This window comes from Convivina intestini (genome assembly GCF_003096575.1).
In the GTDB taxonomy this organism is placed as follows: Bacteria; Bacillota; Bacilli; order Lactobacillales; family Lactobacillaceae; genus Convivina; species Convivina intestini.
The window spans coordinates 156999-171134 of record NZ_QEKT01000001.1 but is presented as its reverse complement, the minus strand read 5'-3'; the positions used below and the strand labels follow the sequence as shown (position 1 = coordinate 171134).

General features: G+C 36.8%; 13 protein-coding genes. 2 read left to right on the top strand and 11 right to left on the bottom strand.

Translation table 11 applies throughout. The features are described from left to right. Positions 1 to 12: 12 nt before the first annotated feature. From C7384_RS00825 to C7384_RS00785, 9 genes are all read right to left on the bottom strand, one after another. Positions 13 to 693, bottom strand: coding sequence for a type 1 glutamine amidotransferase domain-containing protein (locus tag C7384_RS00825; RefSeq protein ID WP_089937492.1), 681 nt, complete (start codon positions 691 to 693; stop codon positions 13 to 15). A 7-nt stretch (positions 694 to 700) separates the two neighbouring features. Next, a complete protein-coding gene (locus C7384_RS00820) occupies positions 701 to 1762 on the bottom strand; it encodes a zinc-binding dehydrogenase (protein ID WP_089937490.1) in 1062 nt (353 codons plus the stop codon). A gap of 15 nt (positions 1763 to 1777) precedes the next feature. Continuing rightward, positions 1778 to 2434, bottom strand: a complete 657-nt coding sequence (locus C7384_RS00815) for a nitroreductase (protein WP_089937488.1) — start codon at positions 2432 to 2434, stop codon at positions 1778 to 1780. Positions 2435 to 2567: 133 nt separating this feature from the next. Then, the gene (dld, locus tag C7384_RS00810) at positions 2568 to 4253 is read right to left on the bottom strand and encodes a D-lactate dehydrogenase (protein WP_089937487.1); all 1686 of its coding nucleotides are present in this window, start codon (positions 4251 to 4253) and stop codon (positions 2568 to 2570) included. Between the two features lie 155 nt (positions 4254 to 4408). Beyond that, entirely contained in the window at positions 4409 to 7381 is a 2973-nt protein-coding gene (locus C7384_RS00805) for a type I restriction endonuclease subunit R (RefSeq protein WP_089937485.1), read from the bottom strand. A 27-nt stretch (positions 7382 to 7408) separates the two neighbouring features. Beyond that, a complete protein-coding gene (locus C7384_RS00800; RefSeq protein ID WP_089937484.1) occupies positions 7409 to 8452 on the bottom strand; it encodes a hypothetical protein in 1044 nt (347 codons plus the stop codon). Next, a complete protein-coding gene (locus C7384_RS00795) occupies positions 8439 to 9143 on the bottom strand; it encodes a hypothetical protein (protein ID WP_089937482.1) in 705 nt (234 codons plus the stop codon). The genes C7384_RS00800 and C7384_RS00795 overlap by 14 nt, the downstream gene beginning before the upstream one ends. Then, positions 9143 to 10408: a restriction endonuclease subunit S gene (locus C7384_RS00790; RefSeq protein ID WP_089937480.1), complete on the bottom strand. Its 1266-nt coding sequence runs from the start codon at positions 10406 to 10408 to the stop codon at positions 9143 to 9145. The genes C7384_RS00795 and C7384_RS00790 overlap by 1 nt, the downstream gene beginning before the upstream one ends. After that, positions 10405 to 12501, bottom strand: coding sequence for a type I restriction-modification system subunit M (locus C7384_RS00785; RefSeq protein ID WP_089937478.1), 2097 nt, complete (start codon positions 12499 to 12501; stop codon positions 10405 to 10407). Before C7384_RS00785 ends, C7384_RS00790 begins: the two co-directional genes overlap by 4 nt. A 155-nt stretch (positions 12502 to 12656) precedes the next feature. Between C7384_RS00785 and C7384_RS00780 the strand changes: the two genes are divergently transcribed. Beyond that, positions 12657 to 12920 carry a type II toxin-antitoxin system Phd/YefM family antitoxin gene (locus C7384_RS00780; protein WP_089937476.1) on the top strand — a complete coding sequence of 88 codons (264 nt, stop codon included), beginning with the start codon at positions 12657 to 12659 and terminating at the stop codon, positions 12918 to 12920. After that, entirely contained in the window at positions 12907 to 13209 is a 303-nt protein-coding gene (locus C7384_RS00775; protein WP_420838701.1) for a Txe/YoeB family addiction module toxin, read from the top strand. Before C7384_RS00780 ends, C7384_RS00775 begins: the two co-directional genes overlap by 14 nt. Positions 13210 to 13291: 82 nt before the next feature. Here the strand turns inward: C7384_RS00775 and C7384_RS08080 are convergent, their stop codons facing one another. Both C7384_RS08080 and C7384_RS00770 read right to left on the bottom strand, forming a co-directional pair. Next, positions 13292 to 13444, bottom strand: a complete 153-nt coding sequence (locus C7384_RS08080; RefSeq protein WP_165806746.1) for a hypothetical protein — start codon at positions 13442 to 13444, stop codon at positions 13292 to 13294. Between the two features lie 40 nt (positions 13445 to 13484). Next, entirely contained in the window at positions 13485 to 14051 is a 567-nt protein-coding gene (locus tag C7384_RS00770) for a hypothetical protein (protein ID WP_089937473.1), read from the bottom strand. Between the last annotated feature and the right edge of the window lie 85 nt (positions 14052 to 14136).

Here is a 14136-nt window from a genome sequence, read left to right as displayed (position 1 = left end):
CGGTGGCTTTTTTTATTGGATAGCAGCGCGCAGTAAGCGAGCTGTTTGTCGTGGTGAAAATGGATTCTGTCCGGTAATAATCCGTCCATCTTGGATGGCAAAGGGTTTGTAGGCCCGAGCCTTTTTAAAACTAGCCCCCTGTTCTTGGGCAACCTTTTCATTCCAAAAGGGAATTTTTTTGAATTTACCACTTAAATATTCTTCGGTGGTGGTAAAACCGGTAATTTTCTTACCAGCAATCAAGGGGTGTCCCTGGTCATTTTGTAAGAAAAATAAGCCAGCGATTCCGTGACAAACTGAGGATAAATAACCGCCCTGCTGGTAAATTGTTTGGGCGATTTGAGCTAGACCATTATCATGAGGGAAATCCCACATAACGCCATGTCCGCCGGTATAGTAAATCGCAACATAATCAGCTGGATTAATTTCAGCTGGGCGTTTGGAATTGCGTAGCGCTCGATTTTGAAAATCACTTGATCGATAATAACCAAAAATATTTTCATCAGCAAACTTTAGACTGCGAGGATCAACCGGTACATAACCGCCATGCGGACTGACATAGTCAAAGGTAACATCACTGTCACGAAATTCATCAATAAATTCAGTTGCCTCGCCTAACCATAGACCAGTAGCATCATCAGCTTGGCCATAGGTTGGCATGTTCGTTAAAACAATTAGTATTTTTTTAGTCATAATTTTTCTACATAACTGGTAATTCAGTAGGGCTCACAATCACTGCTGATTTAATTGCTTCGCGTTTTACCATGGCTTGATAGGCACTATTAATATCAGCTAAAGCAAAGGACTGAGTGAAGACTTTTCCAGGGTTAATTTCGCCATTCAAAACTGCCTGTAACAATATTTTTTTATCATAGGTGGTAACCGAAGCCGGTCCACCAGCAATGGAAACGTTTCTTCTAAAGGTTGTAGCTAAGTTTTGATCCTTGCCATGTGGCAAACCAACCCGTCCAACTGTAGCTCCTGGCCGGGCGATAGCAAAGGCCGTAGCGGTTGATTCCTCAGTACCGACACACTCCAAAACTGCATCCGCACCAGCCCCATTGGTCATAGACATTACTTGCTGAATGGCTTCATCGCCACGTTGGGCAATAATATCAGTTGCACCAAAGGCCAACGCTAATTTTTGACGATCTTCATGGCGGCTCATGGCAATAATTCGCCTAGCGCCTCGCATTTTAGCCGCAATTACGCCACAAAGGCCAACGGCCCCGTCACCGATAACTACCGCCGTATCGCCTTTACCAACTCGCGCAGTTCGAGCCCCATGATAGCCAGTCGGCATCACGTCCGCTAAAGTTAAGAAAGACTTAATCATACCGGCAGTGTAGTCGGCCGGTTGACCTGGAATCTTGACCAGCGCCCAATTCCCATGTTGGTAACGGATATATTCAGCCTGATTACCTGACGAATAATTATCAGAATGAGATAGACAGCTACCCTCATAGCCTGCCAAACAAGCGGCACAGTGGCCACAACCATGATCAAATGGCGCAATCACAAAATCACCAGCCTTTACCGTATCAATTGCTGATCCAGTTGCCTCCACAATGCCAATGGCTTCATGACCACCGTTTTGGGAATTAGTAGTTTTGTCGTCCAAACCACGATAGGCCCATAAATCAGAACCACAAACACAGGCCATTAAAACTCGAATAATTACATCATCATCGGCCTGGATTTCAGGTTTTGCAACCTCTTGGATTTCTACCCGACCAGCTTTAATAAAAATTGTATCTTTCATCAATATCCTTCTTTCCTACTTTAAAATCGTTAAAATTTGGTCTATTGAAACACGGTCAGCTTGAATTTTATTAATAGCAGCGGCCTCATCAATATACCCTAGACCGATTCCTAAAATAGGTACCTGATCATTGGGTAGCTGTAGGTTAGTACGTAAAGCATCAGCATATTTCACAAATTCAAAGGCTGGTAAGGAACCGAGTCCCTGATCAGCTGCAGCCAACATGATATTTTGACTAAAGGCACCCAAATCAATTAGCGACCACTCGGAATAGTCTTGCGGTAACGATAGGTATACCACCGCCTGTGCTTGGTACATTTCATCGGCTGCCGCTGTGGTTAATAGGCGCCAGTCAATGCCGACATGTTCAATGTTGCCCTCAAACCAGGCATTCATATTAGCCTGTGAGCGATCGTCCCATTCGTTTTTAGGACGGTACGGAATCACAGAATCAGTATGAACACTCGTATCTTGGTTCAACTGAGCATGGTCTTGTCGCATTTTTTCTAAGGTGGTACCGGTAGCAATTCGGACTTGAACCGGCTGACTATTGACCCAGGAAGGTGCTTTTTGGGCCAAGCGGATGATATTTTCTAGAACAGTTGAATCAATTTTTTGATCAGTAAAGGCCCGACTAGCGTGCCGATTCATAACTACTTTTTCAAATTCCATGAGTGATTTCCTTTAAATAATGACGTTAAAATCAAGGCGATGAGCATTAATTTTGTATAGGCCATTATGAACTTTTAGGCAGGAAATTTCAAATTGGTATAAGAAAAAAACGACCAATCGGCCGTTTTTAAACTTAAAACTTACCCCAATACTTTTCCATGGTCGTTAAACCAATTCCAGGGTTAAAGCTGTTGGTTGGGTCATTACGCTTGTAGTGTTCAACCAAAGCTGGTGCAGCGTGGTACAGGTGGCCGACGTTGTGTTCAGCTGGATAAATGGCATTCCTTTCATCCAACAATTTCAACATCTCAACCTTAACATCGTGAGCTTTAACACCCTTCTTCAAGATGTAATCTTGATGCATAACGTGGTCTAAGAAGTGACCATAGTAAATCTTGTATTCAATCTTGTCTTCGATTTCCTTTGGCAAATGCTCGAACCAGTCAAACTCATTTCGTGGCAAGGCAATATCCAAAGGTAAGATTTCGATTTTGTCATCTTGGAAAACTTCTGAATAACGAATCGCCACCCCAGCGGTGACATAACGATGGGTGGCAACACGCTCGGCTTCCTTAGGGGTAGCCTCGAAGTAGTCCCCTTCTTCGTTTTCAAAGAATGACTTCAAGAATTCACGAGCCTCTTCAACCCCATCACCAGCCATTTTCAACTGCAGGTAGTGATCATACTTTTCAGCAAATTCGTCCATCCGCTTTGGCAACTGGTTGGGGAAAATTTGACCCAAATGTTGCAAAACTCGGTCAGGGAAATAAGGCTTAAAGGTTGGAATGTGGTCCAGAATTCGCTCAGTGGTTGACTTCATGCCAAATAAGTAAGGCAAGGCATTGGTACCGATTGTGTCAATCACAATCAAGGAATCCTTACCATATTTCTTAGCCATGTCATAGGCCACCTTGTGCATGTACTCACCAGAAACTGGCAAGTTTTTAAACTCGGATAGGATGTGACGACGCAAACGCTCAAAGACAGCAGGATCGTTGGTCCCCAAGTAGAACATCTGATAATCTTTGGCCTTAGGGAAAGTGTCCAAACGAACAGCAAAGGCAGCTAACTTACCTGATGAACCAGAGACTTCATAAAGTTCCTCGGGGTCTGCGTTGTAGCGGGTTGGCGTGTCGGCATCGATGTCACGCACTCGCTTTTCATAGTCGCGGTTATGACCAACACGTTCAGTACTGTCGGCAACGTGTTCCGTATCGAAATTACGGTTTTCTAAATTAGTAATAATTTCTTCAGGGGTGCTACCCAAATCAATTCCTAGGTGGTTAACCAGGTGGAGTTCATCGTTCTGGTCAATTTGAGCGTATAAAGACAATTCAGTATAGGCTGGTCCACGTTGAATCAAAGCCCCACCGGAATTGTTGTTGATACCACCAATGACCGAGGCCCCTAAATTAGAGGAACCAATCACTGAGTGAGGTTCACGATTCACCGTTTTTAGTGTGTTTTCCAGTTTGTACAAGGTTGTCCCAGGAAAAGCCAAAACTTCCTTGCCCTGGTTAAGCAACTGAACACCTTTAATCCGAGTTCCATTCACCACCACACAGTCACGATCGTAACCAGGGGCTGGAATGGAACCCTCAGTTAAACTAGTGTTGGATGCCTGCATAATGATAATGATATTGTTGTCGTGTAGGACTTTTAATACCTGCCATAGTTCCATCAGCGTTCCTGGTAGAACAACTGCCAAGGCATCCCCCCGACCACTGCGGTAGCCTTTCCGGTAACGCAACGACTTGGCTGGGTCGGTCACAATATGATGCTCACCGACCACTTTTGTTAATTCTTCAACTACGGTCATAATTAATCTCCTTGCTTTTCTCACAATTTAATGAGAGAACTTCTAGGTTTATTATGCCACTTTTGAGCGGTTTTAGGTGATAAATTTGTGAAAAATGTAAGCGTTATCTGAAAAGGAAGAAAAACCGACCAAGCGGTCGGTTTTAGCATGAGGAACTAAACTTTTTCTTTTAAACTATTGTAAACATCATCAACAAACACCTGCGCAACGCGCTTCTTGAATTCATTATTGTTTAACAGTACTCGGAAGAAATCTTGATTCTGAGCATAACCATCAGTTAGAGCCGTATCAATTTCATCATTGAAAGTGAATTTAAAATCATCTCGTGAATTAACCTGTGCTGATTGCTTCAGCTTTTGATTCTTCTTCATCAATTCCCTGACAGCAATTGCTCCCGTGACGCCGACTGTACCATCAATATTTAATTCAAGTTGTTCATTAATTTCTTCGATAATTTCAGAAAGTTTTTTCTCTTGATCCTCTGAAATATCACTAACACTTGGTTTATTAAGTTTAATCTGATATTCAGCAGGCATTTCAGCTACATGAAATTCTCCAGTTTGCTTATGTCGCATATAATCAACGACAATCTTATCGGCAATGGTGAAATCATCATTACCCAAACGTACATCAATCATCTTAACTAGTGATTGAAGATAGTTATATTTTTCGTGCAGAACTTCGTTTTGATAAGCAGTGGCTTGAATTAAGAAAGTATACATTCTAATGAAACTACGAATATCTTTTTTAATATTCAATTGTTCCTGTTCGTCAAATCGTTGCACACTGGCATAACCTTGATTCAATAAAGCAGTCATCTTCTGTTTATCTCGACTATTACGTTTAGGTTGATACAAAAAATTATTAAATTCATGAACTATGTCACTATCTAAAATTTCATAACTATCAATTTTGCGCTCTAATTCTAAAATATCAGCAGGGGAAATAGTTTCTGATAGAACCGTTTTATGGTAGTAAGGTGCAAAAGACTTATTAATGTCATCATAAGAGTTTTTAAAATCTAAAATAAAAGTCTTCTTATTATAGCCCTTAACAATCCGGTTCAATCGTGACAAAGTTTGTACAGCAGCAACATCTCTTAATTTCTTATCAACATACATGGCTACTAATTTGGGTTGGTCAAAACCAGTTTGGTACTTATTAGCCACAATTAACACTTGGTACTGCTCACTATCAAATTTATCCTTAAGGTTCTCTTCACTAAATCCGTTCATGCCTGCTTCAGTAAATTCTTGATTATATAAATCAACTTTACCAGAAAAAGCAATAATGGCTTCAATACTAGTGATATGATGTTCCTTCATGTAGCGCTTAAAGGCTTGCTGATACTTAACGGCTGCTTCTCGTCCAGAAGTTACAATCATGGCTTTTCCATTGCCACCAAGCTCAGCCATAATATCGTGGGTCACAAAGTGATCCATGATAATTTCAACCTTACCTTTAATATTCTCATCTGATAATTCAACGAACTTAGCAATTCTACGTTTAGCAATTGTAGACTTAAATTCCGGATCAGCTTCAATCGATTTATTGAGCTTATAATAAGTTTCATAAGTGACATAGTTATTTAAAACATCTAGTATGAAACCTTCTTCGATGGCTTGTTTCATAGAGTACACATCAAATGGCTCTTTACCAATACCATCTTCTGTTGTCGTTCCAAATAACTGTAAGGTTGTAGCTTTTGGTGTGGCTGTAAAGGCGATAATCGAAACATTATCTTGTTTTCCCGTACGGGCAATTTCTTGTTCAATTACATCACCAGTTGAAACCTCTTGGACTTCATCAATGCTACCATCGGCAACATCCGTTTCAGTTAATACTTGGCTAACGGCACTCATATAGGAACCAGTCGTTGAACTGTGCGCCTCATCAATTAAAATAGCAAAATTTTTATCAGCGGTTGGTCCGGCAGTCATCCAATCAGATTTATTAATTTGGGCAAATTTATGAATTGTAGTAGCAATAATTTTAGTATTACTAGCCAGGGCATCCGCTAAATCACTGGAGGTTGCCTTATCCCCCATCACTTTAATTAAATCTTGCTGATGATTGATGGCTGAAACAGCTTCTTGTAGTTGACGGTCAACCACAATTCGATCAGTAACGATTAAAACTGTGTCGACAACAGGTTGATTTTGTGCATCGTGAAGACTGGCCAAGCTATGAGCTAGCCAGGCAATTGTATTGGTTTTTCCTGAACCAGCAGAATGTTGAATTAGGTAATTACTTTCAGTGTGGTTAAGGCGCATATCATCTAAAACGCGTGAGACCGCTCGCCTTTGCTGATATCGTGGGAATATTAAATCTTTTTTACTAGGTTTTTTAGGGTCTACTTTTAAGAAAATGAATCGCTCAATTAATTGGAAAATGCTTTCTTTGGTAAAGACATTTTGCCATAAGTAGCTTGTATCCGGTCCCTCTTCATTGTGCGGATTTCCGGCACCTTGATCAATTCCGTCTCCTTTACCAATGTTAAAAGGTAGAAAATAAGTATCTGCCCCTTTCAGTTGCGTTGTTACAAAGACTTCTAAGGTATCTACCGCAAAACTTGCTAATACACCTTTATTAAATTGGAATAAGCGGTTTTTGGAATTGCGCTTTTTTAATTGACGCATTGCATCTTGGACACTTTGACCATTAGCATTGAATTTTAATTCAAGGGCAAATAAAGCTAAACCGTTCAAAAAAATAACTAAATCAATGCGGTCTTCATGCTCATAGTTAACCTCTTCCATCACCGATAAATGATTGAAGTCATAGAGCTGGTTAGCTTTCTCATTAAATGAAGTGGCCAGCGTATGAAACATTAGGTCAAGCTTCTGATTTTCTAGAAAAACGCCATTTTTTAAGCTATACAAAAAGCCACCTTTAATGATTTCTTGATTAATCATATTAAGAATGGTTTCTTTTTTGAACTTCTTGAGGAGTTTATCAATCGTTTTTTCTTGGGTATTGACTAGAAATTCCCAAAGTAACTCCGGATCCATGGCAAGCCGAGAATCATACTTTTTAGATGAACGCTTTTCAAATCCATTTTTCTCAACTAAGTCAGATAAAATCCATTGTTGGAAGTCGTAACGTTCTTTGATGTTGGGTAATGGCATGTAATCCTCCTCCATAGATCTATTATCTTAAAGATTTGCTTGTGTTTCTTCGTGAATTTCATTTGTCCAAATTTGACCATCTAAAATTGCTGCTAATGTTCCTACAGATTCTTCGGACACATATAATTCAACTGGCTTTTGATTTTTATCATATGAAACTTTAAGTGGCCTATGCATGTTTTTTAAACTACTTTGTAACTTATTATTAGCTTTGACTATATTTTCAATAGGATATTGTTTATCGTCATCAATATCTCTCGCAAATTTTTTAGCAATATTTACATTTTTATTGTTGAAAAATTCATCTGGATTAAATTGATTATTGTCCCAACTAACAGGAATGTTATCAATAGAAATTGTTCTTTTTTTATCTGGATTCGAGTCAGCAAATTGTTTAAATTTACTCTTCGCGTATTTAAAATAAGAATCTTTTAAATTAAATGCTTTTTCGTAGGAACTCGGATTGTGTACAAACAACTGTATTGTTGGTGTATCAGCTTCTTCATTGTAGATTGCGGACGCAAAAATTAACGGTTCTATTAAAATTAAATCTTCTAAAGAAAAAGATGACCTATTGGGATTTATAACATCTGGATACTGCACAGGTTGTGTCTGTAATAAATTTTTATTTTTTAATACATGGTATCTAGGAATAAATCTGGCAAAATGATATACAGTTATTCCTTTATCATTTTGTGATTCAATAACATAAAATCGATATCCATCCAAATCACCCGTAGAATTTAATTTTTCTCCACTAGGGGTTGATAAACTGGTAACTTTTTTTATATCAGTTAATAAATTAAATTCTTCTTGAAAAAATGTTTCTTCCCGCTGACTAATATTGATTTGATATGGAGTAGCTTCCTTAATAATACCTCCACTAAATCTCCCAAGCTTACTTTGAGCTTCTTCAAAAGAAGTATATTCTCCAAATTTTGTATCATTCCATACAGAATCAAATTCATCATTTTGTTCAGGTAATTGAACACTACCAATAGGGTCTTCATGATTGTCAAAAAAATTTCTACTTTTCCATGCAACTAAAAAAATATTTTTAATCTTTTGCATTATTATTCTCCTGTACCACATATAAACGATTTCTTGTATCCGTGGATGCAAACGGGACAATTCTTTTTATACCTGTTAATCGATACATAAGATCTTTCCGATTCATTAATATCCAATACTTATCTTCTATTACTATAGTATCTTGTTTCATTAGTACCAAAATGATATTTGGTACGGCATCACTACTATTCATTACATACAGCCAAATTAATAATTGAACAATAAAAAAAATCAAAATTTTAATTAAAATTGAATTAGACCATGAAAAAGAAAGAGTTCCTGAACTAAATACTGTACCTAATAGGTAACCTATTAAATTAGGGTTCACTTTATAAAACCCATGAGTTTCTACACATAAAATATTAGATTGTCCATTTTTATAAGGTGTTTTATCAAAATCATTAAAATTAATTTCTATAATTCGTGTAGCTTTAATTTTATTTCTTTTTATCTTTATAAAGTGAAACAAAACAAATATAGATATCACAGATATTATAGTAAAAATGTACAGTACTACCCACTGTAACTCCCGTAAAATAAATATAGTTCTTTGGGATCCAATCGGCCAATATATTTTTAGTACAGTGTCACTTAACTCCGAAAAAATTCGTAGAATGAAGATAATATACGCTGGAATCATTGAAGTCCAAAAATACGAAAATTTAAAACTCCATTTTGTTCCAAAAAACATTATTTCACCTGCTTTTTTCCCGTAACATAGCTATAGATTAAGGTGTTTTTTTGCCTAGTAAGTACCGTAACTTGCAATTCTTTATTTCGTATAATTCTATCGACTATACAAATTTTCCTAGTCAAATTATCGACAATACTAATTTGTTCCTCACTACTGGGAACCGCCATTTTTAACCCATCCCATTCAGATTTGTTTAAAGTTTTAAGTGAAACATCGATTTGTTCTGAGACAATCTTTTCCATTCCAACTTTTAATACATAGAATGTAAATAATCGGTTTACAGAAGATAAAAGACTAAATCTAATTACATGATCTGTATACAAAGAGTTGTTTTTTGGAATTTGGATTGATCCCGCACCATTTCTTGCAACTAAAATATCAAGATTTGTAGTCAATTTATTATTGGGAAAAAATTTAAAATCCCCCTTAATTGGTAATTGACCAGCTGTATAAATTAACTGATTTCCATTTTTATCCCAATCATTTTTTGTAATGGATATACCTGTATTAGCATTTTCATAAAGATATTTAAATCTTTTTACCTCCCACCCCTTCGGCACCTCACCAATCCACTCAACGCCAGAATCTTTCATCTCAACTGTTGGATCTAATCCCTTTGTGACAGCTTGATAAATCACGCTCTTACGATATTCTTTCAACTTCTCAATTTGTTCATTTAGTAAGCGTTTAGCTTCATCAAGTTTTGATATTTTTTCGTCTAGAAACGAAACTATCTTCTCTTGCTCTTTTAGACTTGGTAAAGCAAATCTAAATTCCCCCATTTTTTCTTGAGAAAGAGAACTCATAGTACTACCACTAGAAACTAATGAAAAATAATTTTCAAATTCAAGTGAACTCAACACATAATATAAAAACAAATTTATATACCTATTGTGCAAAGGACGCATTACTAATAAATGGCTATTTAAAGAAGCCTTATTGGGCAAAATATCAATAAATGCTAGTTTTCCTACTGTACCATCTTTAGTAACTAGTAAATCTCCTTTCTTTAACTGTATTTCGGGAGCTTCATCATATCTTATATTTGAAATATGATAGGAAGTATCCCAATTAACACGGCCATTTTTAAAGTCTGTTCCCGTAACTAGATACGGTCCTTTTTCTGTAAATTCTTCTGCCTTTAATCCTTGCCATCCTATACGGCCTTTCATATAGGTAAAATATTTAATTTTAGTAATTTCCCAATCACTAGGAATTTCACCAATCCATTCAACACCACTAGGTTTCATTGACTTTGTCATTTCAATTCCTCCAGTAACGTTTGCAATTGAGCTTCCAAGTCTTGGAATTCCTTTAGAAGGACTTCTGCTTTTTCGGGGGCCTTATACTCATAAAAGTAACGAGTAAATGGAATTTCAGCACCAGTTTTATTTTCATCCCAATAATGGGCATCCGGCACATGCGGATATACTTCGCGTTCAAAATATTCATCAACGTTTTCAGATAATTTGATAATTTCTGTATCCTTGGTCGTCTTATCATAGACAACTCCATCCGCAATTTCACCCATCTTATCTTTTTTCTTAGTCGTAATGACTTTAGCCGTTTTATCCATTTCACTCATAGCCAAGGCCATTGCGTTACGGTTAGCTGGCGTTAATTTAAAGTCTGACAAGAGCGTTTGGAGCATAGCCGAAAACTCTTCAAAGTCATCATAAGTTTTTTCAGATTTAGCTTCTTGAAACGTTGCAATCAGAGCTTGCTGCATTGCTTTACCGTCTTCTAACTTGCGCACCGTCTTTTCTTGCTTAGCATTGCGTGGTTCAATTTCCATCAATTCGTTATATTTGACTTCATCAAAAAGCTTGGTAAAGAACTGGATACCTTTCACATTTTCAATTGTTTCATCATTAATGGCACCACGTCGTTGCAAGGGCTGCATAACTGTATACTCTTTATACACAAATTCATTTGTATCAAAAATTTTGACATGTTTATTTTCAGTATTAGCTTGATACCACTTAACAATATCAGCAATATTTTCATCCGATAATTCACGCCGCTTTTGTCCCAATGACTTGCGTAAGGGTACAAATTCATTGGTCGCATCGATGAATTGCACCTTATTTTGACGTTCAGCTGGTTTGTTTTTATTGTAAAGCCAGATATAAATTGAAATACCAGTGTTATAAAAGAACTGACCGGGTAGGGCAACAATTGTTTCTAACAAATCATTTTCTAAAATATAACGCCGTATCTGACTCTCACCAGAAGTTGTACCACCTGAAAATAGTGGTGAACCATTAGAAATAATCGCCGCACGACCCGTTTTATCTAATTTTTTCAGGGCATGCAAATGGAACAACCATTGTGCATCCCCACTGGTTGGCGTATCAACAAAGCGGCCTTCTCGTCCGTCAGTGGCCACCCATAATTCATGGTCCTTTTTAACCGCTGCTTCAACTCCGTCATCGGCATCCTTACCACCCCAACTTTGACCAAATGGTGGATTAGCAATTACAAAGCTCATATCAATATCTTGAAATGGATCGGGATCTTTAAGTGTGTCAACATTCACGAAATTATCAGAATCATCCTGACGAATTAACATATCCGCCTTACCAATACCATAGGTTTCATCGAGGTATTCTTGCCCAAACAACCGAATATTTACCTTATTATTTAATTGTTCAATGTATGACTTACTAGTAGCCAACATTCCACCTGTACCGGCCGCCACATCTAAAATTTTAATTTCTTTGTTATCCCTAAACAAATCATTATTAGCGCCAGCTAAGAGTAGGTTAACCATCAAGCCAATTACTTCACGAGGCGTGTAATGGGAACCAGCTTCCTCATTTTCAGAAAAGCGGCGGATAATATCTTCAAACATGTAACCCATTTTAATTGTATCCACAGCACTGGGTGACAATTTAGGAACTAACTCAGAAAACTTCTTAATCACGCCATATAGACGTCCTTTATCACTAAGGGTTGCAATCTGTTCAGAAAATTTTAGATTTTTTAAGATATCTTGAACTCGTGGTGAGTAGCCCTCTAAATAACTTTCAAAATTAGTCCTAATGTTATCTGGATCGCCCAAAAGATTGGTTAGGGTAAAGCGACTTGTATTGTAGTACTTGTAGCCCGAGATATGCTCTAATATTTGTCTTGGTGTATTCTTATCCTTATCATAGGCTGTCAATACTGCATCTTTAGTGGGCAGTAAAGCTGCTTCCAAGCGAGCAAGCACAAACATAGGAATAATGACATCACGATATTTGTCAGCACGATAGGCACCCCGTAAAGTATTGGCAATTGACCATACTAAAGAAACTTCAGTTGCGATATTTACATCATTTTTTTGAAAAATTGGTAAATTTAAATTATTCATTAATTATTCTTCCACTCTTTTACGTAATATTACTTATTAGTAGTATATCTGTTTTCAACAGGTATTTGTCACTATCCATAACATACAGTATCACTAAAAAAATTGACGTACATTATCCCGTACGTACATAATAAAAACATAAGCGAGGTATCACTATGGAGAAAATTATCAATCCTACGAAAGCACGCACTAATCTTTTTTCACTCATTAAGGATACAAATCAAGATTCTCAGCCGATTATTATTGCCGGTTCAGATGATTCTCGTAGTGCGGTACTAATGGGTAAGGCTGACTACGACGCTATGCAAGAGACCATGGCATTGATTTTAAATGGTCAGCTACAAGATACACTCAATCGTGAACAAGACGAATCAATTAATCTAGATCAAATGATTGCTGAGATTAATGATGAGCAGTAATTGGCAAGTTGAAATTAAATCATCCGCCAAAACTGACTTGAAAAAGATTTTAAAGAGTCCTCTCTGCCAATCTTTTATGGAAATTAAGCAAGTACTAGTGGATAATCCCTATCAACCCAGTCATTCTTTTGAAAAATTAACACCACCTGTTGCCGGCTTCTATTCTAGACGGATTAATAGTCAGCATCGCGTGGTATACACCGTTAATAAAGCGGCAAAGACCGTTACGATTTACTCTTGTAGGTTCACCACAGTCACAGTGCAGTCTAACCGAAAAATAACCAATTAAAAAATAAACAGCCCGTTGTCGATCAAATACCGACAACGGGCTGTTTTTAGTTTCTGGAATATAACTTATTAATAGCTTTTCTTCACGAACGCTTCATGTACTGAAATCCGTTTAAAAGACTGACCCTTTCAAGATCAATTTTATTTTGACGCTTTAATTGTTGTAGCATTTTATCTAAATCTTTTTCTTTTAGCTTAGCGCCAATTTGCTTTTGACGAGTTGAATTATTTACCATATAATAACCTCCTCTTTTCTTGAATTATAGCACGAGTTAATTAACTTATCTGTTTCATTTGCCACTGTTTATATATTTTAGCTAAAAAAGTTAGCCTTCCACTATCTTGAAGAAAAATAAAAAATTCATAGTTCTCATTGATGATATCAAAAATTGTATTTTTCATTAATTCTTCTATCATAGCTTCATCTACTAACTGATAATAAATGGAACTAATAACATTATCCAAATACTCAAAATAATAAAATAAACCATGCTCTAGGCTCAGTGATATCTTCTTTTCAACTAGAATTGTATATATTTTATTGTTAAATGGCCTTTTAAAATTATTTGATTTTTCAAAGTGTTCTAAATCCAAATTGATATCCTGTTGAATTATTTTTAATTCAGATATTTGATTTAAAAAAGAGCGACTAACTTCCATCGTGTATTTTTTAATAGATATTGTATCCGCTAAATTATTTCGTCTTTGCGTTTTAGTATACGTAAAAGTTGCAATTATAACGCCAAAAGCTCCTAATAAGTACGAAGCACCATGGAGTAATTTAAAAACACTCCATGGTAACGGTGGTAGATAGAATATCTTAAAAATAATGTGTAAAATCATGTTTTTAACTTCCATAATGGATTATACGAATTTTGATTTCATTTTATTTATTCAAATGCCTTCCAACCAAAAAACCAGCCCCTCG